The 26256-nt window shown below is 65.5% G+C and carries 21 protein-coding genes; 13 read left to right on the top strand and 8 right to left on the bottom strand.

Going from position 1 to position 26256, the window contains the following annotated elements:
• Window positions 1-10: 10 nt before the first annotated feature.
• Both ACT53M_RS04715 and pyrE read right to left on the bottom strand, forming a co-directional pair.
• Entirely contained in the window at window positions 11-739 is a 729-nt protein-coding gene (locus tag ACT53M_RS04715) for a pyridoxine 5'-phosphate synthase (protein ID WP_476231812.1), read from the bottom strand.
• Window positions 736-1317, bottom strand: a complete 582-nt coding sequence (gene pyrE / locus ACT53M_RS04720; RefSeq protein WP_476231814.1) for an orotate phosphoribosyltransferase — start codon at window positions 1315-1317, stop codon at window positions 736-738. Before pyrE ends, ACT53M_RS04715 begins: the two co-directional genes overlap by 4 nt.
• Before the next feature lie 217 nt (window positions 1318-1534).
• Here pyrE and coxB point away from each other — a divergent pair, with 217 nt between their 5' ends.
• Window positions 1535-2599 (top strand): cytochrome c oxidase subunit II, encoded by a 1065-nt coding sequence (gene coxB / locus ACT53M_RS04725; protein ID WP_476231816.1) that lies wholly within the window; start codon window positions 1535-1537, stop codon window positions 2597-2599.
• Window positions 2600-2602: 3 nt separating this feature from the next.
• The gene (gene ctaD / locus ACT53M_RS04730) at window positions 2603-4255 is read left to right on the top strand and encodes a cytochrome c oxidase subunit I (RefSeq protein ID WP_476231818.1); all 1653 of its coding nucleotides are present in this window, start codon (window positions 2603-2605) and stop codon (window positions 4253-4255) included.
• Between the two features lie 56 nt (window positions 4256-4311).
• On the opposite strand, the gene ACT53M_RS04735 is transcribed toward ctaD, so the two are convergent.
• A complete protein-coding gene (locus tag ACT53M_RS04735; RefSeq protein ID WP_476231820.1) occupies window positions 4312-4620 on the bottom strand; it encodes an HNH endonuclease in 309 nt (102 codons plus the stop codon).
• 26 nt (window positions 4621-4646) lie between these two features.
• Entirely contained in the window at window positions 4647-5702 is a 1056-nt protein-coding gene (locus ACT53M_RS04740) for a mannose-1-phosphate guanylyltransferase/mannose-6-phosphate isomerase (protein WP_476231822.1), read from the bottom strand.
• A gap of 160 nt (window positions 5703-5862) precedes the next feature.
• Between ACT53M_RS04740 and ACT53M_RS04745 the strand changes: the two genes are divergently transcribed.
• Genes ACT53M_RS04745 through ACT53M_RS04765 form a run of 5 tightly spaced genes read left to right on the top strand, consistent with a single transcriptional unit; the run spans window position 5863 to window position 13570 of the window.
• Entirely contained in the window at window positions 5863-7251 is a 1389-nt protein-coding gene (locus ACT53M_RS04745) for a TIGR03013 family XrtA/PEP-CTERM system glycosyltransferase (protein ID WP_476231823.1), read from the top strand.
• Complete coding sequence (gene prsK / locus ACT53M_RS04750) at window positions 7251-9317, top strand: XrtA/PEP-CTERM system histidine kinase PrsK (protein WP_476231825.1); 2067 nt, start codon at window positions 7251-7253, stop codon at window positions 9315-9317. Before ACT53M_RS04745 ends, prsK begins: the two co-directional genes overlap by 1 nt.
• Window positions 9314-10678: a PEP-CTERM-box response regulator transcription factor gene (gene prsR / locus ACT53M_RS04755; protein ID WP_476231826.1), complete on the top strand. Its 1365-nt coding sequence runs from the start codon at window positions 9314-9316 to the stop codon at window positions 10676-10678. The genes prsK and prsR overlap by 4 nt, the downstream gene beginning before the upstream one ends.
• Window positions 10662-12737 carry a tetratricopeptide repeat protein gene (locus ACT53M_RS04760; protein WP_476231827.1) on the top strand — a complete coding sequence of 692 codons (2076 nt, stop codon included), beginning with the start codon at window positions 10662-10664 and terminating at the stop codon, window positions 12735-12737. Before prsR ends, ACT53M_RS04760 begins: the two co-directional genes overlap by 17 nt.
• A 23-nt stretch (window positions 12738-12760) precedes the next feature.
• The gene (locus tag ACT53M_RS04765) at window positions 12761-13570 is read left to right on the top strand and encodes a DUF815 domain-containing protein (protein WP_476231829.1); all 810 of its coding nucleotides are present in this window, start codon (window positions 12761-12763) and stop codon (window positions 13568-13570) included.
• A 1244-nt stretch (window positions 13571-14814) separates the two neighbouring features.
• Here the strand turns inward: ACT53M_RS04765 and ACT53M_RS04770 are convergent.
• Window positions 14815-15261: a hypothetical protein gene (locus ACT53M_RS04770; protein WP_476231830.1), complete on the bottom strand. Its 447-nt coding sequence runs from the start codon at window positions 15259-15261 to the stop codon at window positions 14815-14817.
• A 180-nt stretch (window positions 15262-15441) separates the two neighbouring features.
• Window positions 15442-17226 (bottom strand): ABC-F family ATP-binding cassette domain-containing protein, encoded by a 1785-nt coding sequence (locus ACT53M_RS04775; RefSeq protein ID WP_476231831.1) that lies wholly within the window; start codon window positions 17224-17226, stop codon window positions 15442-15444.
• 104 nt (window positions 17227-17330) lie between these two features.
• On the opposite strand from ACT53M_RS04775, the gene ACT53M_RS04780 reads away from it, so the two are divergent.
• From ACT53M_RS04780 to ACT53M_RS04790, 3 genes are all read left to right on the top strand, one after another.
• Window positions 17331-17675 (top strand): hypothetical protein, encoded by a 345-nt coding sequence (locus ACT53M_RS04780; RefSeq protein ID WP_476231833.1) that lies wholly within the window; start codon window positions 17331-17333, stop codon window positions 17673-17675.
• 31 nt (window positions 17676-17706) lie between these two features.
• The gene (locus ACT53M_RS04785) at window positions 17707-18369 is read left to right on the top strand and encodes a response regulator transcription factor (protein ID WP_476231835.1); all 663 of its coding nucleotides are present in this window, start codon (window positions 17707-17709) and stop codon (window positions 18367-18369) included.
• Window positions 18370-18527: 158 nt separating this feature from the next.
• Window positions 18528-19871: a sensor histidine kinase gene (locus ACT53M_RS04790; RefSeq protein ID WP_476232397.1), complete on the top strand. Its 1344-nt coding sequence runs from the start codon at window positions 18528-18530 to the stop codon at window positions 19869-19871.
• Window positions 19872-20022: 151 nt separating this feature from the next.
• Here ACT53M_RS04790 and ACT53M_RS04795 read toward each other — a convergent pair whose 3' ends face one another.
• Both ACT53M_RS04795 and ACT53M_RS04800 read right to left on the bottom strand, forming a co-directional pair.
• Window positions 20023-21021, bottom strand: coding sequence for an LLM class flavin-dependent oxidoreductase (locus ACT53M_RS04795; protein WP_476231837.1), 999 nt, complete (start codon window positions 21019-21021; stop codon window positions 20023-20025).
• Between the two features lie 82 nt (window positions 21022-21103).
• Window positions 21104-23299, bottom strand: a complete 2196-nt coding sequence (locus ACT53M_RS04800; RefSeq protein ID WP_476231839.1) for a S8 family peptidase — start codon at window positions 23297-23299, stop codon at window positions 21104-21106.
• Window positions 23300-23572: 273 nt separating this feature from the next.
• Here ACT53M_RS04800 and ACT53M_RS04805 point away from each other — a divergent pair, with 273 nt between their 5' ends.
• The 3 genes from ACT53M_RS04805 (at window position 23573) to trhO (ending at window position 26254) form a co-directional block, all read left to right on the top strand.
• On the top strand, window positions 23573-24235 hold the full coding sequence (locus tag ACT53M_RS04805; RefSeq protein ID WP_476231840.1) for a pyrimidine 5'-nucleotidase: 663 nt from the start codon (window positions 23573-23575) through the stop codon (window positions 24233-24235).
• A 1-nt stretch (window position 24236) separates the two neighbouring features.
• Window positions 24237-25058 carry a 2,3,4,5-tetrahydropyridine-2,6-dicarboxylate N-succinyltransferase gene (dapD, locus tag ACT53M_RS04810; RefSeq protein ID WP_476231842.1) on the top strand — a complete coding sequence of 274 codons (822 nt, stop codon included), beginning with the start codon at window positions 24237-24239 and terminating at the stop codon, window positions 25056-25058.
• Window positions 25059-25288: 230 nt separating this feature from the next.
• Window positions 25289-26254 (top strand): oxygen-dependent tRNA uridine(34) hydroxylase TrhO, encoded by a 966-nt coding sequence (gene trhO / locus ACT53M_RS04815; RefSeq protein WP_476231843.1) that lies wholly within the window; start codon window positions 25289-25291, stop codon window positions 26252-26254.
• Window positions 26255-26256: the final 2 nt, after the last annotated feature.

The following is a 26256-nucleotide window of genomic DNA, read 5'->3' on the forward strand; positions in this document are numbered from 1 at the left end:
AGGCAGGCACTCACCGCGCCGAATCCATCAGCGCACGCATCCGCTGAACGACCGGGGCGAGCCCCTCGAAAATCGCTTCGCCGATCAGGAAATGGCCAATATTCAGCTCGCGTATTTGCGGGATCGCGGCGATCGGCACGACATTGTCGAAGGTAAGCCCATGCCCGGCATGCGGCTCCACGCCTTCCTTCGCGGCAAGCGCGGCAGCGTCGGCGATGCGCTTCAGTTCCCCCGCACGCTCGGTTTCGGGCAGGTCGCAGTAGCGGCCGGTGTGCAGTTCGACCACCGGCGCACGCAGCCGCAGCGCCGCGTCGATCTGGCGCGGATCGGGCTCGATGAACAGCGAAACGCGGCAACCGGCCTCCAGCAGCTTGTCGACCATCGGCGCCAGATGATTGTGCAGTCCCGCTGCATCGAGGCCGCCTTCGGTCGTCCGCTCCTCGCGCTTCTCGGGGACCAGGCACACGGCATGCGGGCGGTGGCGCAACGCGATGCCCAGCATTTCCTCGGTCGCCGCCATTTCGAAATTGAGCGGCACCGTCAGTTCCGCCACCAGCCGGGCGATGTCGTCGTCGGTGATGTGGCGACGATCCTCGCGCAGATGCGCGGTGATGCCGTCCGCCCCCGCTTCTGCCGCCAGCAGCGCTGCACGCACCGGATCGGGATAGCCGCTGCCGCGTGCGTTCCGCACGGTGGCGACATGGTCGATATTGACGCCGAGCCGGAGCGTATTCTTCATGCTATCGCGCGGCTCCCCGGCTTGATCGCAGGGATCGCCGCCAGTTCGGGCGGCAGCTGGTCGGCCGGATAGGCGGGCACATCCAGCTTGGTGAGCGAAATCAGCGGCACGCCCACATCGGCCGTGCCGTTCGAACGGTCGACGATGCAGGCGGCGCCGACCAGCGTGCCGGGATGTTTCTGGATCGCCGCGATGCATTCGCGCGACGAAAGCCCGGTGGTGACGATGTCCTCCACCATCACGACGCGCGCACCCGCCGGAATCTCGAAGCCGCGGCGCAGCTGGAACTCGCCGTCCTCGCGTTCGACGAACACCGCTTTGCAGCCGAGCGCCCGTGCCGTCTCATAGCCGGGAATGATGCCGCCGATTGCCGGCGAGACCACCATATCCACCGCGCCAAAGGTTTCGCGAATCAATTTGCCCAGCGCGCTGCACACGCGTTCGGTGCGAACAGGATCCTCGAAGATGCGCATCTTCTGGAGAAATACGGGGGAGCGTAGACCGGAAGACAGGATAAAATGTCCCTCAAGCAACGCGCCTGCGCTGCGAAATTCGTCGAGGATTGCGTCACCGGTCAATGTGCGAGCTCCATCTGTGCGTGCGGCCCCGGCCTATTAGGACTCGCATTGATCGACCGCAACCGCGCTCGAAAAACTGTTGAGAAAGGGGTTGTTCAGCGTATACCCCGTCGGCAGTGGGCGCGTGTCCTGCCCGGTTCTTCGCGCTCCAGGGAGAGGGTGAATAAACAAGATGCGCATTCCTCGCTTGACGACATGGATATTGGCAGCAGGGCTGATGGCCGCCCTGCCAAGCCACGCACAGACCAGCGCCGCCCCTGCGGCGGCTCCGGCTGCCGCTACGGCAGCGCCGGCCCCGGCGGGGAAGGTTGCCGACCCGACGCTCGACGCCCAGGGCAAGCCCCTGACCCGGCCGCAGCCGGGAATCGGCCAGCCGGTGGACAAGGCCTTCTATCTGCAGCCGCAGGTGACGCCGACCGGCCAGGAAGCGCACTGGTTCCACAATGAAATTCTGCTGCCGCTGATCACCGCCATTTCGCTGCTGGTGCTCGCGCTGCTGGTCTGGGTGATCATCCGCTATCGCCGCGCCGCCAACCCGACGCCGTCGCGCACCAGCCACAACACCACGATCGAGATTCTGTGGACGCTGGTGCCGGTGCTGATCCTGGTGGCGATCGCGATCCCGTCGATCCGGCTGCTCGCCGCCCAGTTCAAGCCGGCGCCCAAGAACGCCGTGACGCTGAAGGCGATCGGCAACCAGTGGTTCTGGTCCTATGAATATCCCGACCATGGCGACATCCAGCTGACCGCGAACATGCTGAAGGAAGAGGGCCAGGTCGCCAAGGGCCAGCGCTATCGCACCGATGTCGACGGGCCGCGCCTGCTCGCCACCGATCAGCGCGTGGTGCTGCCGGTGGGCGTGCCGATCCGGCTCGTCACCACGGCGACCGACGTGATCCATAGCTGGGCCGTGCCCGCCTTCTGGATCAAGCTCGACGCGATTCCGGGCAAGCTCAACGAAACGAGCTTCATCATCCCGAAGGAAGGCGTGTATTTCGGCCAGTGCTCCGAACTGTGCGGCGCGCGCCATGCCTATATGCCGATCGCCGTGGAAGCGGTGAGCCAGGCCAAGTTCGCGCAGTGGGTCGCCGCCAAGGGCGGCACCATGCCCGGCGCGGCACACGAGCCTGCCAGCGCCACCGCCGCTGGCAACGACCAGAGCGGCGCAACGGCCAATGGCGCCGCGAACGACGCGCCGACCGTCAACGCCACCGCCACCCCGGCAGCGACCAACAAACCTGCGACGGCCAATGCAGCCGGCGCCGGTAACACGGGCAACTGAGCCATGACCGATACCGCGCTTCATTACGCCGGTGCGCACGACCATGCGCACCATGACGCCGATCACAAGCCGGGCTTTTTCGCCCGCTGGTTCATGTCCACCAACCACAAGGACATCGGCACGCTCTACCTGATCTTCGCGATTATCGCCGGCATCATCGGCGGCGCGATTTCGGGCATCATGCGGGCCGAGCTGATGGAACCGGGCATCCAGTATCTGCCCTGGTGGGTCGCCAAGCTGCATGGCGAAGGCACGTTCGACGAAGCGATGCACTTCTGGAACGTGCTGATCACCGCACACGGCCTGATCATGGTGTTCTTCATGGTGATGCCGGCGATGATCGGCGGGTTCGGCAACTGGTTCGTGCCCATCATGATCGGCGCGCCGGACATGGCCTTTCCACGGATGAACAACATCTCGTTCTGGCTGACCGTGGCGGGCTTCATCCTGCTGATGCTCTCGCCGTTCGTCGGCGTGGGTGCGGGCACGGGCTGGACGGTCTATGCGCCGCTATCCACTTATGGCGAGCCCGGGCCGTCGGTCGACTTCGCGATCTTCTCGCTCCACCTTGCGGGCGCGGCGTCGATCCTGGGCGCGATCAACTTCATCACCACCATCTTCAACATGCGCGCGCCGGGCATGACGCTGCACAAGATGCCGCTGTTCGCCTGGTCGGTGCTGGTCACGGCCTTCCTGCTGCTGCTCGCACTTCCGGTGCTGGCCGCGGCGATCACGATGCTGCTGACCGACCGCCATTTCGGCACCGCTTTCTATGATCCGCAGTACGGCGGCGATCCGGTGCTGTACCAGCATCTGTTCTGGTTCTTCGGCCACCCCGAAGTGTACATCATGATCCTGCCGGGCTTCGGCATCATCAGCCACATCATCGCGACCTTCAGCCGCAAGCCGGTGTTCGGCTATCTCGGCATGGCCTATGCCATGGTCGCGATCGGCCTGGTCGGCTTCGTGGTGTGGGCGCACCACATGTTCACCACCGGCCTTCCGGTGCAGGTGAAGATGTACTTTACCGCCGCAACCATGGTGATTGCGGTTCCTACCGGCGTAAAAATCTTCTCGTGGATCGCGACGATGTGGGGAGGCTCCATCAGCTTCAAAACCCCCATGGTCTGGGCGATCGGCTTCATCTTCATGTTCACGGTCGGCGGCGTGACCGGCGTCGTCCTCGCCAATGGCGGCGTCGACGATTACATGCAGGACACCTATTACGTCGTCGCCCACTTCCACTATGTGCTGTCCCTGGGCGCGGTGTTCAGCCTGTTCGCAGGTTTCTACTACTGGTTCCCCAAGATGACGGGGAAGATGTACAGCGAGTTCCTCGGCCAGGTTCACTTCTGGGTGTTCTTCATCGGTGTGAACATGCTGTTCTTCCCGATGCACTTCCTGGGCCTGCAGGGTATGCCGCGGCGCATTCCCGACTACACTAACCAATATGCCTATTGGAATCACTTCGCGACCGTCGGGTACATGGTGATGGCAGCGGGCATGGCGGTGTTCTTCGTCAATGTGATCTGGTCGCTGCTCGCCGGCCGCAAGGCAGAGGATAATCCCTGGGGCGAAGGCGCGACGACGCTCGAATGGACGCTCTCGAGCCCCCCGCCCTTCCACCAGTTCGAAACGCTGCCCAAGATCGACTGATCGATCGGGCTGGAGAGGATGGCGCCCCGAAGGGAAACCTTCGGGGCGCTTTTCTTTTAACTGGCCTTCCGCCGCGTGGGAGCGTGGAAGTCAGGCGGCTTGTCAGCGATCCAGGCAAGGAAGCGGGCGATGTCCGCCCGAGCACGCAAGGCATCGAGCGTCGGATAGGTCCGCGCCAGTTCGGCATTGGTCGCGCTGGCATGGATCGTGCGATGGCAGATCGGATGGAGCGGTACCGTATCGCGGCCGCCCTCGCTTTTCGGCACGACATGATGCCATTCGGTGCGACGGCCGAGCGGCCGCCCGCACAACGCGCAAGTGACGAGCGGCGGAGATTCCTCCACCGCCGCCCATGCGGCGAGCACGGCCCGGTGCCGTACCCGCCCTCGCGTCACTCCTGCATGGCCTCGATGAGCTTTTTGACATCCTGGCTGCGGCCGCGCGGCAGCACCAGCACGTCCGCACCCGAAGCAACGACGATCAGGTCCTGGACGCCAACCAGCGCCACGCGTTTGCCGGGCTCGCTCTGCACCAGGCAGTTACGCGAATCGATCGCGACCACATCGCCGCGAACCACATTGCCGCCTTCGTCGGGGTTGCTGATAGCGTGCAGCGCATCCCAGCTGCCGACATCGCTCCACCCCATCGACACCGGCACCACCGCCACGCGTGGTGCCTTTTCCATCACGGCATAGTCGACCGAATCGGCCGGGCAGGCAGCGAAGCTCTTGGCGTCGGGGAAGATGCGACACCCGTCGCGGCGCGCATTGTCCATCGACTGCTGCGCCGCGACCAGCATTTCCGGCGCATAGACACTCAAGGCACCCAGATACATGTCGGCGCGGAACAGGAAGATGCCGCCGTTCCAGGCATGATCGCCGGCGGCAAGCATCGCCTCGGCCAGATCGCGCGGCGGCTTTTCGACGAATCGCTCGACACGGTGAACCCCTTCACCCAGCGCCTCCCCCACCTTGATCCAACCATAGCCGGTTTCCGGCGCGTCCGGGGCAATACCGAAGGTGACCAGCCAGCCTTCGTTGACGAAAGGCAGGGCTGCATTGATCGCGCTATGAAAAGCATCGACGTTGCCGATGACATGGTCGGACGGCATTACGAGGATCGGCTCACTGCCGCCGCCGGCGGCAATCGCCGCCAGTGCGATTGCCGGTGCCGTATTGCGGCCGATGGGCTCAAGAATCAGCGCCTGCGCGCCGGTTTCCACCTGCCCCAGCTGTTCTTCGACCAGATCGGCGTGGAAAGCGTTGGCGACGACGATCGGACGGGCGAATCGCTCACCGGAGGCGCGCCGGGCGGTCAGCTGCAGCATCGTCTCTTCGGCCGTCAACGAGAGCAATTGCTTCGGCTTTTCCGGGCGCGACATCGGCCACAGGCGGGTTCCCGAGCCTCCCGAAAGAATCACAGGAACGATCGGTTTCGAGTCCGGCATGCAAAACGGCTCCCTGACAGGATGGTAGAAGATGTAGCTAATGGCCCCGCGCATTTAAACAGTACGCGTGGATAACGGTTGCGTTTTACCCACATTCCTGTGCCACCGCGGTTGGCGTGTGTCGGATTCGTTTACAATTCGCCGTTAATGCGGAGAAACGATGACCCGCCTTTTCAAGCAATATGTGCCCAACGCGGTACTGCTGCTCGGCTTGCTGGATGCCGCGGCGCTTGTCGCATCCGGCGAACTCGGGTGGCAGTTGCGCGCCCATCAGATCGGCATGCTACCGGGGGCGATCGACACACGATGGCTGCAACTGACCAGCTTCGCCGTCGCCATGCAAATCACCATGATTGCGGTCGGCGTCTATGGCTCTCATGCGCTGCAGTCGCTACGCCAGGCGCTTGCCCGGCTCATCGTTTCGATCTGCATCGGCGTTATAGCGCTCAGCGTTCTGTATTTCCTGATTCCGCCGATCGGCTTTTGGCGCTCCAACCTGCTCTATGCAGCGGTGTTCGCCATCGTGCTGCTGATGCTGCTGCGTATCCTGCTCGGAAAGACGCTGGGCAGTCATGCCTTCAAGCGGCGGATCGTGGTGCTGGGCGCCGGCCCCCGCGCAGCCCGATTGAAGACGCTGTCCAAACTGCCGGGCGCCAGCTTTGCCGTGGTCGGCTATATCGCGATGAGCGAAGCGAACCGTGTGATCCCCGAGGCGATCGCGCGCGACGCCATCTATAATCTGGCGGACCATGTGGTGCTGCTAAACGCCAGCGAAGTCGTGCTTGCGCTAGAGGAGCGGCGCAACGCACTGCCGCTGAAGGACTTGCTGCGGATCAAGACCACCGGCGTCCATGTCAATGAAATCTCGACCTTTCTGGAACGCGAGACGGGCCGCGTCGACCTCGACAGCGTCAATCCCAGCTGGCTGATCTTTTCCGACGGCTTCTCGTCGGGACGGATGGTGTCGAGCGTGTTCAAGCGGGTGTTCGACATCGTCGCCAGTATGGTGCTGCTCACGACGATGGTGCCGCTGATCCTGGTGACGGCAATCCTGATCAAGCTCGAAAGCCGCGGCCCTGCGCTATATCGCCAGCGCCGGGTCGGCCTCTATGGCCAGGGCTTCGATGTCATCAAGCTGCGCTCAATGCGCCAGGATGCCGAAGCGCCGGGCGAAGCGGTCTGGGCGGAAAAGGATGACCCGCGCATCACCCGCGTTGGCCGGGTGATCCGCAAGCTGCGAATCGACGAAATCCCGCAATGCTGGAGCGTGCTGAAGGGCGAGATGAGTTTTGTCGGCCCGCGCCCCGAACGCCCCCAGTTCGTCGAGGATCTCGAACAGAAGCTGCCCTATTACGCCGAGCGGCACATGGTGAAGCCGGGAATCACTGGCTGGGCGCAGATCAACTATCCTTATGGTGCCTCGATCGAAGATTCGCGCCAGAAGCTGGAATATGACCTCTACTATGCCAAGAATTACTCGCCCTTCCTCGACCTGCTGATCCTGCTGCAGACGGCTCGCGTCATCCTGTTTCCCGAGGGCGCACGCTGATGGTAACGGCGCTCAGCCTCTGGATGCACGCGCTGGCCGCGTTGCTGTTCGGGGCGCTGACCCTGCGCGCGCTACGGCGCGGGCGGCGTGGCACTGCGCCGCGCCTGATGGCCTTCGCGATCGGCGCTACCGCGCTCTGGGCGCTCGCAGTTGCCGGCATTGGCGACCGCGAGCTGGTGACGCAGGTCATCGAAGGCGTGCGCGATCTTGCCTGGATCGCGTTTCTCTTCCGGGTCCATCGCCAGGCAGTAGAAGGGCGGGCACCGCTCGTGCTGGGCAGCGTCTACGCGGTGATCGCCTTTGTCACGGTTGCGGGCATGATCGTCGGGATCGCAGCGCTTGCCCATGCCACATCGCCCCAGGCGCACGCGATCGAGTCTGCCGCACTGCTCTTACGCATGCTGGCGGCGGTCGCGGCGCTGGTGATGGTACAGGCGCTGCACGGCGCATCGGGTGAAACGGCTACGAGCAGCGGGCTGCAATGGCTGGCGCTAGCGATAGGCGGGCTGTGGCTCGCCGATTTCGCGGTGTTCAGCCTAGCCTATCTGGCGGGTAGCTGGTCGGCGACCCTGTCCGCGCTGCGGGGTGGCACGATGGTCGGCGTGGCGCTGGCGATGACGGTAGCGCTGCAACGCAAGCGCGAGTGGCGGGTGCGCGTATCCCGCACGGTCGCCTATCAATCGCTCTCCGTGGCGGCGGCGGGTGCCTATCTCGCCTTGATCGCCTTCGTCACCAGCGCGCTGGGCTCGCTGGGCGGCGGCAATGCGCGGCTGTTCCAGACAGCGTTCGTGTTCGGATCGACCACCGCTCTGCTGACGTTGCTGTCGAACGACTGGCTGCGCGCCTGGGTGAAGGTGCAGCTCGCCAAGCATCTGTTCCGCCATCGCTATGACTATCGTGCCGAATGGATGCACTTCACCGAAACGCTGGGAGCACCCGGCGGCGCCGCCGCGCTGGAGGAGCGGATCGTCAAGGCGCTGGCCGATCTTACTGCCTCGCCGGCCGGCCTGTTGCTGCTGCCCGACGGCGCAGGCCTTTTGCCGGGCGCGAGCTGGAACTGGGACCGTACCATGTTGCCGATCACGGGCGATCCCGATCTGGAAGCGCATCTGGCGGGCACCGGCCGCATCGTTGATCTGGATGCGGTACGCGAACAGGGCGACGCATCGCCCGACTGGGTCGCGGTGCCGCAATGGATGCTAGACGACAGCAGCGCCTGGGTGGTGGTGCCGCTACCGCACATGGGCCAACTCGCCGGCGCAGTGCTGCTCGCCCGGCCCGCCGTGCCGCGGCGGCTTGATTGGGAAGATTTTGACCTGCTCAAGGTGGCCGGCCGGCAGGTCGCAAGCCATCTGGCCGAAGCACGCGCGCAGGAAGCCTTGGCCGAAGCGCAGCGTTTCGAGGAATTCAACCGCCGCTTCGCCTTCATCCTGCACGACATCAAGAACCTGGTGTCGCAACTGACGCTGACCGCGCGCAATGCGGAGCGCCACGCCGACAACCCCGAATTCCGCGCCGACATGGTCGCGACACTGAAGGATTCAGCCGAGCGAATGAACGGGTTGCTCGCGCGCCTGAGCCAGTATCATCGCGGCCGCGCCGATCCGCCACAGGCGACCGACGTCGTACCGCTGGTCGAGCGAGTCGCGGCAACACGGCGCGCGTCGCATCCGATCATCGTCCATGCCCCCCGCAACGCGGTAGCACTCGCTGACAGCACCGCGCTCGAGCAGGTACTGGGGCATCTGCTCCAGAACGCGATCGAGGCCAGCCCGGCTGACGCGCCGGTCGCGCTGGCGGTTGCCGCCGACGGGCTGCAGGTCGTGATCGACGTGATCGACCGCGGCTGCGGGATGTCGCCAGCCTTTGTCCGCCACGAGCTGTTCCGCCCCTTTGCCTCCTCCAAACCCGGCGGCTTCGGCATCGGCGCGTTCGAGGCGCAGCAGCTTGCCCAAGCGATGCAAGCGCGGATCGACGTCACATCGCGGGAGGGCGAAGGTTCGCGCTTCCGTGTCTTCCTCAAGGCGGCCCACGCGGCAGACCTTCCGGCAGAGCGCGCCGCATGAACCAGACAAAACCCGAAGCCATGCCCAAATTGCTGATCGTCGAGGATGATCCCGGCCTGCAGCGCCAGTTGCGCTGGGCCTATGACGGCTACGCGATCCACTGCGCGGCCAATCGCGACGAGGCGATTGCACTGCTTCGTGCTGAAGAGCCGGCCGTGGTGACGCTCGATCTGGGCCTGCCGCCCGATCCCGACGGCACCAGCGAAGGCTTTGCGACGCTGGAAGCGATTCTGCGGCTGGCGCCTGCGACCAAGGTGATCGTCGCATCGGGACATGGCGCGCGGGAATCGATGCTGCGGGCGATCGAGATGGGCGCCTGGGATTTCTACCAGAAGCCGATCGACATCGACACGCTGGGGATGATCGTCGCCCGCGCCTTCCACGTTCATGCACTGGAAGCGGAGAACCGCCGGCTGGCGGCCCGCGCCGAGGCGACGACAGTACTGGGCGGCATGATCACCGGCGCGCCCGAAATGCTGAAAGTGACCCGCACGATCGAGCGGGTGGCCGGCGCCGATGTATCGGTGATGCTGCTCGGCGCCAGCGGCACCGGCAAGGAGTTGCTGGCGCGGGGGCTGCACGAGGCGAGCCCGCGGGCCAAGGGCAATTTCATCGCGATCAACTGCGCCGCCATCCCCGAAACATTGCTCGAATCGGAGCTGTTCGGGCATGAAAAGGGCGCTTTTACCGGGGCCGTGAAGACCACCGAGGGCAAGATCGAGCTGGCCCATCGCGGCACCCTGTTCCTCGACGAAGTCGGCGACATTCCGCTGCCGCTGCAGGTCAAGCTGCTGCGCTTCCTGCAGGAACGGGTGATCGAGCGGATCGGCGGGCGCAAACCGATCGAAGTCGACACCCGCATCGTCTGCGCCACGCACCAGAATCTGGATGCGATGGTGGCGGACGGGCGGTTCCGCGAAGACCTGTACTACCGGCTCGCCGAGATCGTCGTGCGGATTCCCTCGCTGGCAGAGCGGCCAGGCGATGCCGGGCTGCTGGCGCGACATTTCCTCAACAAGTTCGCTGCGGCAATGCACACCGGCCCGAAGACCCTGGCCGCCGATGCACTGGCCGCCATCGATGCCTGGGGCTGGCCCGGCAATGTCCGCGAGCTGGAAAACCGAGTAAAGCGCGCAGCCATCATGTCCGAGGGCAAGTCCGTGACCGCCGAGGATCTCGACCTCGCCCCGCGCGACGACACCCCGATCAACCTGAAGGCAGTGCGCGAAATGGCCGACCGCAAGGCGATCCGCCACGCACTGGCCCGCGCCGAGGGCAATATCTCCAGCACTGCCAAGCTGCTCGGCATCAGCCGGCCGACACTGTACGACCTGATGAAGGCCTATGACCTTCAACCCTAGGCGCCGACGGCGCGGCAGGAGCACGGCGCTCGCCCGGCGCCTGCTCGTCATCGCCGGAGGATTCGCAGCCTTTGCACTGGCGCTGTTCGCCTTCATTGCCTTTTCGGGCGGGATCGGCACGGGCGACGGCGATCCACTGGTGCGCAGCATCGCCCTGCTGAAGGCGGGCAATCCCGATGGCGCCCGCGCCGCCGCGCTGCAGGCGGTACGCGCTACCCCTGACAAGGCTGACGCGCATGTCGCGCTCGCCCGTGCAATGCTGGCCACCGGCGACGGGATCCCCGCCGAAGGTGAAGTGCAGCGGGCGGTTGCCGCGGGCCTCGATGCCAAACTGGCGGCACCGCTGCGCGCCCATGCGTTGCTGCTGCAAGGCGATTCGCGGCGCGCGCTGGCGGAAGCCGGCAAAGCCGCACCTGCCCTTGCCCCTTACGGTTTGCGCATCCGCGCCCGTGCGCTTGCGGCCTTGGGACGCACCGCCGATGCCGCCGCCGCCTTCGACCATGCATTGCGCCTCGCCCCGCGCGACGCGGCGATCTGGAGCGATCTCGGCCGCTTCCGCTATCGCAGCGGCGATCTGCTGGGGGCGGTGCAGGCGGCGAACTGGGCGCTGCAGAACGATCCCGACAATATCGAGGCGCTGGTGCTGCGCGGCGAGCTGGTTCGCAGCCAGTTCGGGCTGACCGGTGCGCTGCCCTGGTTCGAAGCAGCGCTGAAACGCGACCCCGCCTATCACGATGCACTGATCGAATATGCCGCGACGCTGGGCGATGCCGGGCGCAGCATCGATGCGCTCGCCGCCACCCGCCGCGCGCTGGCCACACGGCCGGGCAGCCCCCAGGCCTATTATCTGCAGGCCGTGATCGCCGCCCGAGCCGGGGACGACGAACTGGCCCGCAGCCTGATCGACAAGACCCGCGGCGCGCTGGCCGACATGCCGGGCATGTTGCTGCTGGGCGGTGCGATCGACATCGAGCAGGGCGATTACGAACAGGCGATCGAGAAACTGAAGCAGCTTGTCGGCCGCCAGCCGATGAACATCCCGGCACGCAAGCTGCTCGCCACTGCGCTGCTCCGTACCGATTCCGCCCGCAACGCCATCGACACGCTGCGCCCGGTGCTGCTGCGGCCCGATGCCGACAGCTATGCACTCACGCTCGCCGCCCGCGGCTTCGAGCGGATCGGCGATCGCGCCATGGCCGCGAACCTGCTCGACCGCGCCGCCAACCCGGTGCAGGCAACCGCCGGCCCGTTCAGCGCGGATGACAGCCTGGCAGTGCTGAGCGGACCGGCCGCGACCGCGCCGACCGATCCCGCCATCGCCATCCCCTATATCCGCGCGCTGCTCGCCGACGGCCAGCAGGCCGCCGCGCTTGCCCGGGCACAAGAGATCGCCAAGGCCAATCCCGGCGTGCCCGGGGCGCAGCTGCTGCTCGGCGATCTGCTGATGCTGCGGCACCAGCCCGCCGATGCCGCCCAGCTCTATCGCCGCGCCGCCGATCTGCGGTTCGACGAGCCCACCATGCTGCGGCTGGTCGAGGCGCTCGATACCGCCGGGCGCCGGCCCGAGGCGGCGAATGTGCTGGCGCTGTTCCTGTCACAGAACCCGACCGACATCGCCGCGCTACGGCTGTCGGGCCAGTGGCAGCTCGCCGCCGGCGACAATGACGCCGCGATCGACACGTTCGAGACGCTGCGCAGCCGGATCGGCGACGGCGATGCCGCGATCAACGCCAGCCTTGCCGCCGCCTATGCCGGCGTCGGCGAAAACGCCCTTGCCCGCGACTTTGGCGAGGCCGCCTATGCGCTGGCGCCAACCAATCCAGCGGTGGCCGATGCCTATGGCTGGGCACTGTTCCGCAGCGGCGACAGCGAAGGCGCGCGGCAATTGCTGGAAAAAGCCGTGATGCTGGCGCCGCGCCATGCGGGGCTGCGCTGGCATCTGGCGCAGATCCTGGCCGATCTGGGCCAGCGCGATGCGGCGCGGGTGCAGGCCCAGGCGGCGCTGGCCGACCCCGCTTTTCCCGACCGGGCGGACGCACAGGCGCTGCTCGCCTCCTGAGCGTTTTCGGCTATAGCGCAGGCATGACCGATCCGCTGATCCGCATTGCCGAGGCGCTGGAACGCCTGGCGCCGCCGCCTGCCCCGCCCGCCGATCTGGCTGCCCACCCGGCCTATGTCTGGCGCGGCCGCGATCTGACGCCGGCGCGGGCCTTTGCGCCGATGCCGCTGGCGCTGCTGCAAGGCGTGGAGAAGCAGCGGGCGGCGCTGCTGGCCAATCTGGAGCGGCTGTCGGCGGGCCATGCCGCGCAGGACGTGCTGCTGTGGGGCGCGCGCGGCACCGGCAAGTCGGCGCTGGTCAAGGGCGCGGTCGCTGCGGTGCAGGCGACAGGCGGCCGGCTCGCGCTGGTCGAGGCGGCGACCACGCATCTGGAAACGCTGCCCGAGCTGTTCGCGCTGCTGGCGACGACCGACCGGCCGTTCGCGATCTTCATCGACGATCTCGGCTTCGATGCCGCAGCGGATGCCCGCGCGCTCCGCTCGCTGCTCGAAGGCGGGGCGGAGGCGCGGCCGGGTAATTGCCGGCTGCTGGTCACCTCCAACCGCCGCCACCTGCTGCCGCGCGATATCGAGGCACAATCGAGCGCGATCAATCCGCGCGATTCGATCGACGACGAGCTGGCGCTGGCCGACCGGTTCGGCCTGTCGCTGGGCTTCCATGTCGTCGACCAGGACACCTATGTCGCGATCGTCCGGGGCTATGCCGAGGCGCACGGGCTGGCGTTCGAGCCGGACGACGCGATCCAGTGGGCGACCCGGCGCGGCAGCCGGTCGGGCCGGGTGGCGTGGCAATATGTCGTCGAACTGGCCGGAAGGCAGGGGAAAACGCTGTAGCGGCGAGGCGAAGTTTAGGAAGTTGTGGTCCGTGACGCATTTTTTGGGGGAGCAACGGGTTCAAAGAGCGGCCTTTTGCCCCGTTTGGGGCGTCAGGATTGGAACACATAGGGAACGGTCGCGGGTGGCGCAAGGGCTGGAGGCGTTTATTTGGCGCGTTTCACGCGAAGGCGCCAAGGCACTAAGAAGAAATAAGAATTTTTGATTCACGCGGAGGCGCGGAGGATTGGCGTATGCTGCGCCAGCGGTCCTGGACGCCCGGCCTGTACTGATCACATCGAGGCATCGCGTTCCTGCGAGAGCAGGAATCTAAGCCCGATGGGCTAGCCGGGCCACCTTGCGCTCCTGCTTTTGCAGGAGCGCTTATTTAATGCACCGGGACGGACTCTGCATCGCCCGATGTGAGCAGCTATCGCCGCCACGTTGCCGCTCCGCGCCTTCGCGCCTTCGCGTGAACACACCTTCTCTTCTTCTCTGCGTCCTTCAGGAGGTCGGGGACAGTATACGTAATTGCACGCCGAGTTCACTGAATAAGTATACTGTCCCTGAATTTCCTCTGAATAAGTATACTGTCACTGAATTTCCTGTCCCTGAATTTCCTGAATTTCAAACCCGAATCAGAATCAGATCGCCCCTCCCACATCAATAGGCCCTGATCTTAACTAAAGCCACGCGAACGATTTAAGTAAAAAATCAAAATTTTCACTGAAAAATATACTATATAGAATTCAAAAATAGCAATCGGCATCACTAAACCAAAAACTCCAGCGTGTGGAAAATAATCCCTTAAATTCACCTCATTATAAATAATACAATTCACAGAAACCCACGCGAAAATCACAAACCAAAACAATACTTCTCGAACTAATGGCCTAAAAATTATCATAAAAATCAAAAATAGCGCAGACATTAAACCAATTATTGTGCAAAAATACTTGTCTCTAAAAATTATGTACGCTACAAATGCGCAAAATATACCAAAAACCCCACATATGGCAGACGAAACCCTTCCCGGCACCGGGAAATTTTCTATATTGTATTTGTCGATATCCATACTGACTTGCCTGTCACGTATTTTATCATAGAAATTATAGGCGAAAAATTGTAGCGCAGTATAGCTAATCGCCAATAATCGCCAAATAGATATACTACCCCGGATTGTAGCGCCTTCGCGTGAGCACACCTTCTCTGCGTCCCTTGCGGCTCTGCGCGAAAGCCTCGACCTTACCTACCGACACGAATGTCTAGCGCGAACGCGCGCGCCATGCCCTGGCACATGTAGACAGCAGCATGAGATAGTAGCTGATAAGCGCAAGTATCAACAACACCATCCCCTGCAATATCGGGCCGCCGATAACCGCATCCCAGTCCTGTTCCCCCGCTACGGAAAGCATCAACGCATCGCCGCTCTGGAACAGGCCGATCGCGATGGGGAGAAGCAACACATGGGCTGCCCACCCCCAGCGCCGATGCTGCGACCAGCGCCACAGCAGCAACGACATGACCAGAGGCCCAAATGTCGCCAACAGCCATCCGAAGCAGCCGAGCGCCTTCGCCGTCGGGGAGATGGACTTAAACTGCGCGAACAAGCGCGCGGTGGTAAGGGCGCCCGGGAAAAACAAAATCGTGGTCACAGCCACGCAGGCCAGGGCGAACGCCTCAAGGCGATTGGGACGGAACCGCCGCATCATTGCGCGCATCCTAAAGCGGCGCCCTGCGACCGCAAGAGAGGGGTGGGGTCGCGAGGAATGCCCGTAGTAGGGGAAACCCGCTCCCTCCGGCGGGCGTCCCCCTCACCCTTCCCACCGCCTGCGGCGGCGGGCCCCTTCCCTCTCCCACAGGGGGAGAGGGAGTTTGGCGTCCCCTACCAACTACCCCAACCCTTCCACCATTTCCGCCAGCTCCAGCCAGCGCATCTCGGCAGCGTCCTTTTCCGCGCGCAGCTTCGCGATGCCTTCGCTCAGCTTCGCGAACTTCGCCGGGTCGCGGGTGTAGAGCGCCGGGTCGGCGAGCGCGGCTTCGTCGCGGGCGATGGTCTGGTCGATTTCCTCGATCCGCTTCGGCAGCAGATCATAGTCGCGCTGGTCCTTGTAGCTGAGCTTGGTGCGCGCCTTGGGGGCCTCAGCCACCGGGACAGCGGCGGCAGGCTTGTTCGGCTTTTTCGCCTCGATCCGGGGGCGGCGCTTGGCTTCCCAGTCGGCATAGCCGCCGACCACGACATCGACCATGCCGCTGCCGTCGAGCCCCAGCGTCACCGTGACGGTGCGGTCGAGAAAGTCGCGGTCGTGGCTGACGATCAGCACCGTGCCGGCATAGTCGGCGATCACTTCCTGCAGCAGGTCGAGCGTTTCGAGGTCGAGATCGTTGGTCGGCTCGTCGAGCACCAGCAGGTTCGACGACCGGGCAAATTCGCGCGCGAGCAGCAGGCGCGAGCGCTCGCCGCCCGAGAGCGTGCCGACCCGCGCCTCGGCGATGCTGGGGTCGAACAGGAATTCCTTCAGATAGCCATGGACGTGCTTCTTCACGCCCAGCACCTCGATCCAGTCGCCGCCGTCCGCCAGCACATCGCGGACGCGCTTGTCGGGCGCCATCAGGCTGCGCTGCTGGTCGATGATGACGGCGTCGAGCGTCTGGGAGAGCTTCACTTCGCCCTCGTCGGGCTGGAGCTCGCCGGTCAGCATCTTGAGCAGCGTCGACTTGCCCGCACCGTTCGATCCGACCAGACCGATCCGGTCGCCGCGGGTGACGCGGAAGCTGAAATCCTTGATGATCGTGCGGTCACCGAAGCGCTTGGTGACGTGCTTCGCGTCGATCACCACCTTGGTCTGGTTGCCGTCCGAGGCAGTGACGAGCGCGGCGGTGCCCTGCGGCCCCATCATGCTGGCGCGTTCGGCACGCATTTCCTTGAGCTTGGCGAGGCGGCCCTGGTTGCGGCGGCGGCGGCCGGTGACGCCGCGCTGGAGCCAGTGCTCCTCGATCTTGAGCTTGGCGTCGAGCCGCTGGGCGTTGCGCTCCTCCTCGGCATAGACCTGTTCGGTCCAGGCCTCGAACCCGCCAAAGCCGATTTCGGCACGGCGGATCGAACCGCGATCGAGCCACAGCGTCTGGCGGGTCAGGCGGGTGAGGAAGGTACGGTCGTGGCTGATGACGACGAACGCGCCCTTGTAGCGGGTGAGCCAGTCCTCAAGCCATTCGATCGCGCCGAGATCGAGATGGTTGGTCGGCTCGTCGAGCAGCAGCACGTCGGGATCCTGCGCCAGCGCGCGGGCAATGGCGGCGCGGCGACGCTCGCCGCCCGAGGCGGTGGCGGCTTCGCGGCTGAGGTCGATGCCGAGCTGGTCGGCGATCGCCTCTGCTTCATGCTGGGCCGGGGCGTCGCTGCCGGAGAGGACATAGTCCATCAGCGTGGTGCAGCCGGTCATGCGCGGTTCCTGTTCGAGCAGGATCACGCGGGTGCCGGGGACGATGGTGCGGCGGCCCTCGTCGCTGTCGATCGCGCCGGCGATCAGCTTGAGCAAGGTCGTCTTGCCCGCGCCATTGCGGCCGATCAGCGCCAGCCGATCGCGCTCGCCGATATAAAGGTCGAGATTGCGGAAGAGCCAGCCGGACCCCTGCACGAGGCCCAGCCCTTCATAGGAAAGCACCGGAGCAGCCATGCGGCAGCACCTAGGCGGCGCAAAGCCCCCCCGCAAGCGGCAGGCGATGCACGAATGCCACATTTGCCGAACCACGGATGAGCGGCGTGTTCAGGGGCTATTCAATGCCCGGACCCTATGCCATGCGGATGCCGATGCTGGTGAAACCCGTTCTGTGCGCGCTGCTCGCGAGCCTGATGCTCGTCGGCCCGGCTGCTGCACATTCGAATGGCATCAGCCAGGATCGCGGCCAGGACATGGCGCGACAGCGGCGGGTACAGGGCCAGAATCTGCCGGTGCGCGAGATTGAGCGGCGGGTGATTCCGCTGATGCGGGGCGCGCAATATCTGGGATTCGACTATGATCCCGAAAGCGACGTTTACACGCTCAAGTTCCTGCGCAATGGGTCGGTGATCTGGGTCGAAGTGGATGGCCATAATGGCCAGATCCTGCGGCGTGTCGGCAACTGAAACTAGGCAACGAAAGGACGGGGACCAGCGAATGCGACTTTTGATCGTCGAGGACGAACCCAATCTCGGCATCCAGCTCCGCACCGCGCTGGAAGGCGCCGGCTATGCCGTCGACCTCGCCACCGATGGGGAGGAAGGCCTCTATCTCGGCTCGAACGAGCAATATGACGCGGTGATCCTCGATCTCGGCCTGCCCGAAATCGACGGGCTTACGGTGCTCGATCGCTGGCGCAAGGAAGGCCGGGCGATGCCGGTGCTGGTGCTGACCGCGCGCGATAGCTGGTCGGACAAGGTGGCGGGCCTCGATGCGGGCGCCGATGATTATGTCGCCAAGCCGTTCCAGACCGAGGAACTGATCGCTCGCCTGCGCGCGCTGATCCGTCGCGCCTCGGGCAATGCTTCGGCCGAGCTGACCTCGGGCGATATCCGGCTCGACACCCGCTCGGGCAAGGTCACCAAGGCCGGCGAGCCGGTGAAACTGACCGCACAGGAATATAAGCTGCTCAGCTATCTGCTCCATCACAAGGGCAAGGTGGTGAGCCGCACCGAGCTGATCGAGCATATCTACGACCAGGATTTCGACCGGGATTCGAACACGATCGAAGTGTTCGTGACACGCATCCGCAAGAAGCTGGGCGCCGACGTGATCACCACCATACGCGGCCTGGGCTATAGCCTCGAAGAACCGGTCTGAGGGCAATCCGGGTGGAAAGCGTGTCGCCGTCCGACCTGCCGGAGCACGATCCCGCGCCTGCGCGCGCGGCGGAGACGCGCAGGACGGCGGACGGCGAGCGGGCCGAGGCGGACCGCGAAGGGCGACCGGTACGCATCACGGGATCGGTCAGCCGGCGCATGCTGGCGGTGGCGACGGCGTGGATTCTGCTGCTGCTCGTCGGCGGCGGATTTGCGCTCGACCGGGTGCTGACCAGCGCGATCACCCGTAACTTCGACGACCAGCTCGACTATCTCGTATCGTCGCTGATCGTGTCGGCCGAACTCGATACGCGCGGCGCGGTGACGCTCAACCGGCAGCTTGCTGACCAGCGGTTCCTTGAGCCCAATTCGGGCGCCTATTGGCAGATCAGCGGCAAGGGGTTCGAGCCTTTCCCCTCGATGTCACTCTGGGATCGCCGCCTGAAAGTGGACGCGGTGCACGACGACCGCGACATCCATTTCTATGACAGCGACGAATTTGTCGACAAGCGCCCCGACGCCCGCAGCGACGATCCCGGCAACCAGCGGCTGCGCATCGCGGAGCGCGACCTGACGCTTCCCGGATCGCCGGTGCGCTGGCGCTTTCAGGTGGCGGAAAGCCGCGACACGCTCGACGCGCAGATTGCCGCCGTGCGCCGCACGCTGGTGCGCAGCTTTGCGCTGCTCGGGCTGGGGCTGGTACTGATGGCCGCGCTGCAGACCTGGTACGGGCTGTTGCCGCTGCGCAAGGTACGCAAGGAAATCGCCAGCCTGCGCGCGGGGCGGACCAAGCGCGTCGATGGCCCCTTGCCTGCCGAAGTGGGCCCGATGGTCGCCGAGCTGAACGCGCTGGTCGAGCATAACGACCGCCAGGCTGAAGAGGCGCGGCGCCACGCCGGCAACCTGGCCCATGCGCTGAAGACGCCGCTCAGCGTCATTATGAACGCCGCGGCGGCGGGACAGGCGGACCTGCCCGACACGGTGATCCGCGAGGCGCGGACGATGCGGCGGCAGATCGACCATCACCTCGCCCGCGCCCGTGCGGTCGGGCGGCGGGGCAGCGCACACAGCCGGGCGGATGTGTGGCCATCGGTGCAGGCGGTGGAGCGGGCGGTGGCGCGCCTCTATCCCAATGTGCGGATCGACATCGACGGTGCGCACGACGCGATCGCCCATATCGAGCGGCAGGATCTGGACGAGATTCTGGGCAATCTGGTCGAGAACGCCGCCAAATATGGCGGCGGCAGCGTGTTCGTGACGGTGCGGCTGGAGGCCGGCTTCGTCGAAATTCTGGTGGAGGACGACGGCACCGGCATTCCCGAGGCCGACCGCATCCGCATCTTCGATCGCGGCGTGCGGCTGGACACCGGCAAGCCCGGCACCGGGCTGGGACTGGCGATCGTGCGCGACGTCGCCGAAATCTATGGCGGCACCGTCAGCCTCGAAGAAAGCGAGGATCTGGGCGGGTTGCTGGTGCGGATGCGTTTGCCAGCGGCGGGATAATTTCACCCGTGAAATAATTTGACATTCGCACGCGCGAAAGCAGGTGCAGAGATCATGGCGTCGCGGTGCTACGGCTCCCCCGCCGAACGCCGCGACAGCCTGTCACCAGACATTGTCCCCCGTAGGGCGGCAGGCGCCACCCAACGGGGGATCAGGCCAGCACCCGTGCCTGCATCGCTTCCGCCGCAATCGACAGACTTCGCTTGCGGGCGGCATGATCGAACATCGCGCTCGTCAGCATCAACTCGTCGGCGCCGGTGCGTTCCACGAACGCGGCAATCTCGCGTGCAATCTTTGCCGGCCCACCGATCGCCGAGGCCGACAGCACCTGATCGAGCATCGCATTGCCCTGCGGCCCGAGCGTGGCGCGATAGCCGGGCACCGGCGGCGGCAACTGAATGCCGCGCCCGGTCGTGCGGATCGCGACGAACGCCTGTTGCTGCGAGCTGGCGAGCAGTTCGGCCTCTTCGTCGCTGTCCGCCGCGAAAACGTTGAAGCCCAGCATGACATGGGGCTTCTCCAGCACTGCAGAGGGCCGGAACTGGCGGCGATAGACGGCAATCGCCTCGTCCATCAGGCCGGGTGCGAAATGCGAGGCGAAGGCATAGGGCAGGCCCAGCATCGCGGCGAGCTGGGCGCCGAACAGGCTGGAGCCGAGAATCCACAGCGCCACCTTCGCCCCGGCCCCCGGCGTGGCGCGAATGCCGGTCTGGCCGTCATCGGCAAAGAAGCTCTGGAGTTCGAGCACGTCACGCGGGAACTGGTTGGCATCGCTTTCCAGGTTGCGGCGGATCGCGGCGGCAACACGCTGGTCAGAGCCCGGCGCGCGGCCCAGCCCCAGATCGACCCGGCCGGGAAACAGCGCATCCAGCGTGCCGAACTGTTCGGCAATCTGCAGCGGGGCGTGGTTGGGCAGCATGATGCCGCCCGCGCCGATGCGGATGGTACGCGTGGCATGGCCGACATGCGCGATCACCACCGAGGTTGCGGCGCTCGCAATCCCCTCCATTCCGTGATGCTCGGCCACCCAATAGCGAGAGAAGCCGAGGCTTTCGGCATGGGCGGCCAGATCGGCCGCATTGGCCAGCGCCTGTGCGGCGGTGCCGCCCTGGACGATCGGCACCAGATCGAGCAACGAATACGCAGTCATGGCCGGAAAATGGGGAGCCCCCGCCCGCTCCGCCAGTCCAGACCGGCTATTGCGGGCGACAGCATTTCTTTGTCTGCGCCGGTCAGAACCCCCAGCTCAGCCGCAAGGCGCCCCCCAGATCGTCGGGCATGGCGGCGAAATTGCCCGGCTGGCGGCGCAGGAACAGATTGCTGCTGACATCGCCGCCCAGGAACGGCCGGCGATAGCGCAGCTCGTAATCGATCTCGCGCCCCACCGGCGCCAGATTGATCCGCGACATCGCCCAGCCCGTCACGCTCTCGCTGGCATAGTCCCAGCCCTGCGGCAGTGCGAGGTCGAGCCCGCCGCCCGTAACCCGCAGCGGCTGGGCAATGCGGAAGCCGAAACTGTCATCCGCGGCGAACAGCCCGTCCTTGCCCAGATCGGCAGCATAGCCGCGCGTGCGGATCAGCCCGCCACCCTGCACATTGTCGCGCAGATGGGCATGGGTCCAGCCGCGCCGCATCGATCCGCCCAGGCTCCAGCCGCCGCCCAGAGTCCAGCGCGCGGCAAGGTCGAGGAACAGGCTGTCGGCCCGCGGCTCGCCAACGCCGGGGCTGAAGCGCGCACCCAGCACGGTGTTGCGCTCGTCGAGCCGGGTGAGGCCGAGGCTGGTGGTCAGCCCGCCGAAATGCCGGTCGAGCGCCAGCGTCATCCGGCTATAGCCGAAGCGCTGGTAGATATAGCGCAGCGCCGGAATCGCGCCGTCACGCTGGCTGAGCACATCGCCATATTCGGTGGCCATGGTGATGCCCCACGGCCCCAGCGCCTGGCGCACCGCCGCCGATCCGCCGACCGCCACGTCGAACCCGGCATTGTTGCTGGGATCCCGCGCGATCAGGAAGGCGGGATCGTCGCGACCGGCGAGCTGCGCAGTCAGCACATTGCCGCTCTGCGACGCGCCGAAGGCGAACTGGACATTGCTGCCCAGCCGGCCGCTGACGGTAGTGGCCAGCATCCGCGCGACGCCCGCATCATGGCTGGTGATGTTCAACGGCCGAATCTGTACCGAATCCTGCGCCGGCACCAGCGACACGGCGATTCGCATCTGGTCCCCCCCCACAGAGAAACTGCGGTCTCGGGTCGCCATCAACGTGCTGAGGTTGCGGCTGATCTGCTGATGGCTGAACGTGCCGTGCAGGTCGGTCTGGAAGGCGCGATTGAACGAATCGAGCACCACCGTGCCAAGCGCGCCCTGCTGCGCATCGCCCATCGGCGTCGACAGCGTGCCGTTGACGCTGTCCGAAACCTTGCCGCCCGAACCCGCCAGCGACATGGTGCCGACTGGCTGGAAAGCGCGGGTCAGATCGAGCACGCCGTGCCCGTAGACCGCATCCACGCCCGGATCCCCCACGTCACGCGCAGTGGCATAGAGCAGGTCGACGATCTGCTTGGCGGTCAGGTTCGGGAATGCCTGCGCCAGCAGCGCGACCGCCCCGGCGATTTGCGGCGCCGAAAAGGACGTGCCCGACCAGAGATAGGGCGTGCCATGCGCATCAGGCGCACGCACGCTTTCGCCCACCGCAGCCAGATAGACGTTGGCGCTGCTGCCTGCCCTGTCCGAAAAGCTGGAAATCTTGTCGTTGCTGTCGACCGAACCGGCGATGATCACCAGCCCGCGCGACACCGCACTGTTGGTCGCGGGCGAAGTGAAACCATCGGGGTTGGCGGCACCATCATTGCCGGCGGCGATGACGATGATAACACCGGCCGCAGTCGCCCGGTTGATGGCGTTGATCATCGTCTGCGAGGGCGGATCGCCGCCCAGCGAGATGTTGACGACTCGGGCACCGGCAAGGCGCGCGCCATCCAGCCCGGCGGCGATCGCCGTATCGTCGAACTTGCAGGTGCTGGGATCCTTGCCGTCGCACGTGCCGGGCGTATCGGCGCGTTCAATCACCAGTTGCGCATCGAACGCCACGCCTTGCGTGCCGGCGCCGTTGCGCCGTCCCGCCAGCGTGAAGGCAACGGCAGTGCCGTGGCCGCCGACATCGGCGATGGTGCCATTACCTGCATTGTCGCTCGAACTGGCAAGAATGCGGCAAGTGCCGGTGCCGATCCCGCCCGAGCAGTCGCCAAATTCCTGGCTTTGCAAGTCGATGCCGGAATCGATGACACCCACCTTCACCGTCGCACCGGTGGCGCCGTTGTTATAGGCGACCAGCGCGTTCATCGACACCGCGCCCACCGTCGCACGATATTCGGCGGTGTCGTAATTGACCGCCGGGGTCGGCGTGGGCGTTGGCGTAGGTGTCGGCACTGGTGTCGGGGTTGGCGACGGCGCCGGGCTGGGCGCAGGGGTCGTCGATACCCCCCCGCCGCCACCGCCGCCGGAACATGCTCCCAAAGCCAGCAGTCCGCCTATCGCAACGGACCGCATCCAACACGCATACAACGCCACCCGCATGTCTCCACCCCAATCAGGAGCCCATTGATTAACTTAGATTCTATTGCTTTTTGTTTACCAAGAACCGCCGCAGAAACCCTGCGCCCGCTTGCGGCAGCGCCCGGCAGCCCGTAGAGCCGCGCCGCCATGCTCGCGCAGCTCTCCCATATCCGCAACTGGATTTTCGACCTCGACAATACGCTGTATCCGGCGAAGGCGAACCTGTTCGCGATGATCGACGCGCGGATCGGCGAATATGTCCAGCAATTGCTCGGCTGCTCGCCGGAAGAAGCGCACCGGGTGCAGAAGAAATATTTCCACGCGCACGGCACCACTCTGTCCGGGCTGATCGCCGATCACGGCACCGACCCGCACCATTATCTCAACTATGTCCACGACGTCGACATGAGCGTCCTGGCGCGCAACGAGGCGCTTATCGAAGCGCTGGCGCGGCTGCCGGGGCGCAAGCTGGTCTTCACCAACGGCGATGCGCCCTATGCAGCCAAGGTGCTCGACCGGCTGGGGCTGGGCGAAAGCTTCGAGGCGATCCACGACATTCACGCCACAGCCTATCGCCCCAAGCCGGAGCCTTCCGCCTATCACGGGCTGTGCGAGGCCTATGCGCTGAACCCGCGCGAATCGCTGTTCGTCGAGGACATGGCGCGCAACCTGAAGCCCGCCAAGGCGATCGGCATGACGACCGTTTGGATCGACAATGGCTCCGAACAGACGCCGGACGCCGACCGCAGCTTCATCGACTATACCATCACCGACCTTGGGGCCTGGCTCCACAGCATCCTGGAGAGCTGACATGACCGATCTTGCCGCGACCATAGATGCCGCCTGGGAAGACCGCGCCAACCTGAACTTCGCCACCGAAGGCGCCGTGCGCGAAGCGGTCGCCGAGGCGCTGAACCTGCTCGATCGCGGTGCCGCGCGCGTCGCCGAGCCGACCCCGGAAGGCGACTGGCAGGTTAACCAGTGGCTGAAAAAGGCGGTGCTGCTCAGCTTCCGCCTCAACGACAATGTCGTGATGCCGGGGCCGGAAGGCACCGCCTGGTTCGACAAGGTGCCGTCGAAGTTCACCGGCTGGGGCGAAGCGGCGTTCCGCGAGGCGGGCTTCCGCGCGGTGCCGGGCAGCGTCGTGCGCCACGGCGCGCATATCGGCAAGGGCTGCGTGCTGATGCCGAGCTTCGTGAACATCGGCGCCTATGTCGGCGAGGGCACGATGGTCGATACCTGGGCGACGGTGGGCAGCTGCGCGCAGATCGGTAAGAACGTCCACCTGTCGGGCGGCGTCGGCATCGGGGGCGTGCTGGAGCCGCTGCAGGCTGATCCGGTGATCATCGGCGACAGCGCGTTCATCGGCGCCCGCGCGGAAGTGGCCGAAGGCGTGCGCGTCGGCGAGGGCGCGGTGCTGTCGATGGGCGTGTATCTGGGCGCCTCGACCAAGATCGTCGACCGCGCGACCGGCCAGGTCTATCGCGGCGAAGTGCCGCCCTATGCGGTGGTGGTGCCGGGCACCCTGCCGTCCGAAGGCGGCAAGCCGGGCCTGTATTGCGCGGTGATCGTCAAGACGGTCGATGCGCAGACCCGCAGCAAGACCGGGATCAACGAGCTGCTGCGGGATTGAGGGGCTTCTCTCCCTCCCCTCCCTGAAAAGGGAGGGGCCGGGGGTGGGTGCGCGCGTCTGCGCGCTCCAAAGCGTCTATCCCGCGTTGACAGCGAGTCCCGCCGCCTGCCGGCGGCGGACCCACCCCTGTCCCCTCCCTGCAAGCAGGGAGGGGAACGCATTCGGCAGGTCGTGCGCCCACGCAAGGCATAAAATTCGCACCGCGCCGCGATTGCCGCTAAACCCCCGCGATGCACGAGTCTCCCGACCTTGCCGCGCTGCCCGTTGCAGTCGCGGCGCTTTACCAGTTCACGCCGTTCGACAATCCTGAAGCGCTGCGCGCGCCGCTGGCCAAATTATGCTGCGGCCGGGGCATCAAGGGCACGCTGCTGCTCGCGCGCGAAGGCATCAACGGCACCATCGCCGGCAGCGACGATTCCATTGCCGCCGTGGTCGCCCATATCCGCGCGCTGCCCGGCTGTGCGCAGCTTGATGTCAAATATTCGCGCGCGCCGGCCATGCCGTTCCACCGCATGAAGGTGCGGCTGAAGCGCGAGATCGTCACCATGGGCCAGCCCGACATCGACCCGCTCGGCAGCGTCGGCACCTATGTCGCCCCTGAGGACTGGAATGCGCTGATTACCGATCCCGACACGATCGTGATCGACACCCGCAACGACTATGAAGTCGCCGCCGGCACGTTTCGCGGCGCGATTGATCCGCACACGAAAAGCTTTCGCGACTTCCCCGACTGGTTCCGCGCGCATCGCGACGAACTGCTCGGCAAGGGGGAGGCTCCGCCCAAGGTGGCAATGTTCTGCACCGGCGGCATACGCTGCGAGAAATCGACTGCGTTCCTGCGTGCCGAGGGAATCGAGCAGGTGTTCCACCTGAAGGGCGGCATCCTCAACTATCTGGAGAAGGTGCCGGCCGAGCAAAGCCTGTGGGACGGCGAATGCTTCGTGTTCGACCAGCGGGTGACGGTTGGTCATGGGCTGGTGCCCGGCAGCTACGAACTCTGCTTCGCCTGCCGCCGCCCGGTCAGCGCCGAGGATCGCCGCTCGCCGCTCTACGAGGCAGGGGTGAGCTGCGCCGCCTGTCACCATGAGCGCAGCGACGCCGACCGCGAGCGTTATCGGGAGCGTCAGCGGCAGGAATGCTTCGCCGCGACGCGCGGCGAACCGCATGTCGGCAAGGTCTATCCTGTCGAGGAGTAATC

Source organism: Sphingomonas sp. DMC6 (assembly GCF_056314225.1).

Excerpts from the sequence above, each read along its gene's own strand:
- ACT53M_RS04715 (WP_476231812.1), bottom strand. The coding sequence starts at position 739 with ATGAAGAATACGCTCCGGCTCGGCGTCAATATCGACCATGTCGCCACC.
- coxB (WP_476231816.1), top strand. The coding sequence starts at position 1,535 with ATGGCCGCCCTGCCAAGCCACGCACAGACCAGCGCCGCCCCTGCGGCG.
- ctaD (WP_476231818.1), top strand. The coding sequence starts at position 2,603 with ATGACCGATACCGCGCTTCATTACGCCGGTGCGCACGACCATGCGCAC.
- ACT53M_RS04740 (WP_476231822.1), bottom strand. The coding sequence starts at position 5,702 with ATGCCGGACTCGAAACCGATCGTTCCTGTGATTCTTTCGGGAGGCTCG.
- ACT53M_RS04745 (WP_476231823.1), top strand. The coding sequence starts at position 5,863 with ATGACCCGCCTTTTCAAGCAATATGTGCCCAACGCGGTACTGCTGCTC.
- prsK (WP_476231825.1), top strand. The coding sequence starts at position 7,251 with ATGGTAACGGCGCTCAGCCTCTGGATGCACGCGCTGGCCGCGTTGCTG.
- prsR (WP_476231826.1), top strand. The coding sequence starts at position 9,314 with ATGAACCAGACAAAACCCGAAGCCATGCCCAAATTGCTGATCGTCGAG.
- ACT53M_RS04760 (WP_476231827.1), top strand. The coding sequence starts at position 10,662 with ATGACCTTCAACCCTAGGCGCCGACGGCGCGGCAGGAGCACGGCGCTC.
- ACT53M_RS04765 (WP_476231829.1), top strand. The coding sequence starts at position 12,761 with ATGACCGATCCGCTGATCCGCATTGCCGAGGCGCTGGAACGCCTGGCG.
- ACT53M_RS04770 (WP_476231830.1), bottom strand. The coding sequence starts at position 15,261 with ATGATGCGGCGGTTCCGTCCCAATCGCCTTGAGGCGTTCGCCCTGGCC.
- ACT53M_RS04775 (WP_476231831.1), bottom strand. The coding sequence starts at position 17,226 with ATGGCTGCTCCGGTGCTTTCCTATGAAGGGCTGGGCCTCGTGCAGGGG.
- ACT53M_RS04780 (WP_476231833.1), top strand. The coding sequence starts at position 17,331 with ATGCCCGGACCCTATGCCATGCGGATGCCGATGCTGGTGAAACCCGTT.
- ACT53M_RS04785 (WP_476231835.1), top strand. The coding sequence starts at position 17,707 with ATGCGACTTTTGATCGTCGAGGACGAACCCAATCTCGGCATCCAGCTC.
- ACT53M_RS04790 (WP_476232397.1), top strand. The coding sequence starts at position 18,528 with ATGCTGGCGGTGGCGACGGCGTGGATTCTGCTGCTGCTCGTCGGCGGC.
- ACT53M_RS04795 (WP_476231837.1), bottom strand. The coding sequence starts at position 21,021 with ATGACTGCGTATTCGTTGCTCGATCTGGTGCCGATCGTCCAGGGCGGC.
- ACT53M_RS04805 (WP_476231840.1), top strand. The coding sequence starts at position 23,573 with ATGCTCGCGCAGCTCTCCCATATCCGCAACTGGATTTTCGACCTCGAC.
- dapD (WP_476231842.1), top strand. The coding sequence starts at position 24,237 with ATGACCGATCTTGCCGCGACCATAGATGCCGCCTGGGAAGACCGCGCC.
- trhO (WP_476231843.1), top strand. The coding sequence starts at position 25,289 with ATGCACGAGTCTCCCGACCTTGCCGCGCTGCCCGTTGCAGTCGCGGCG.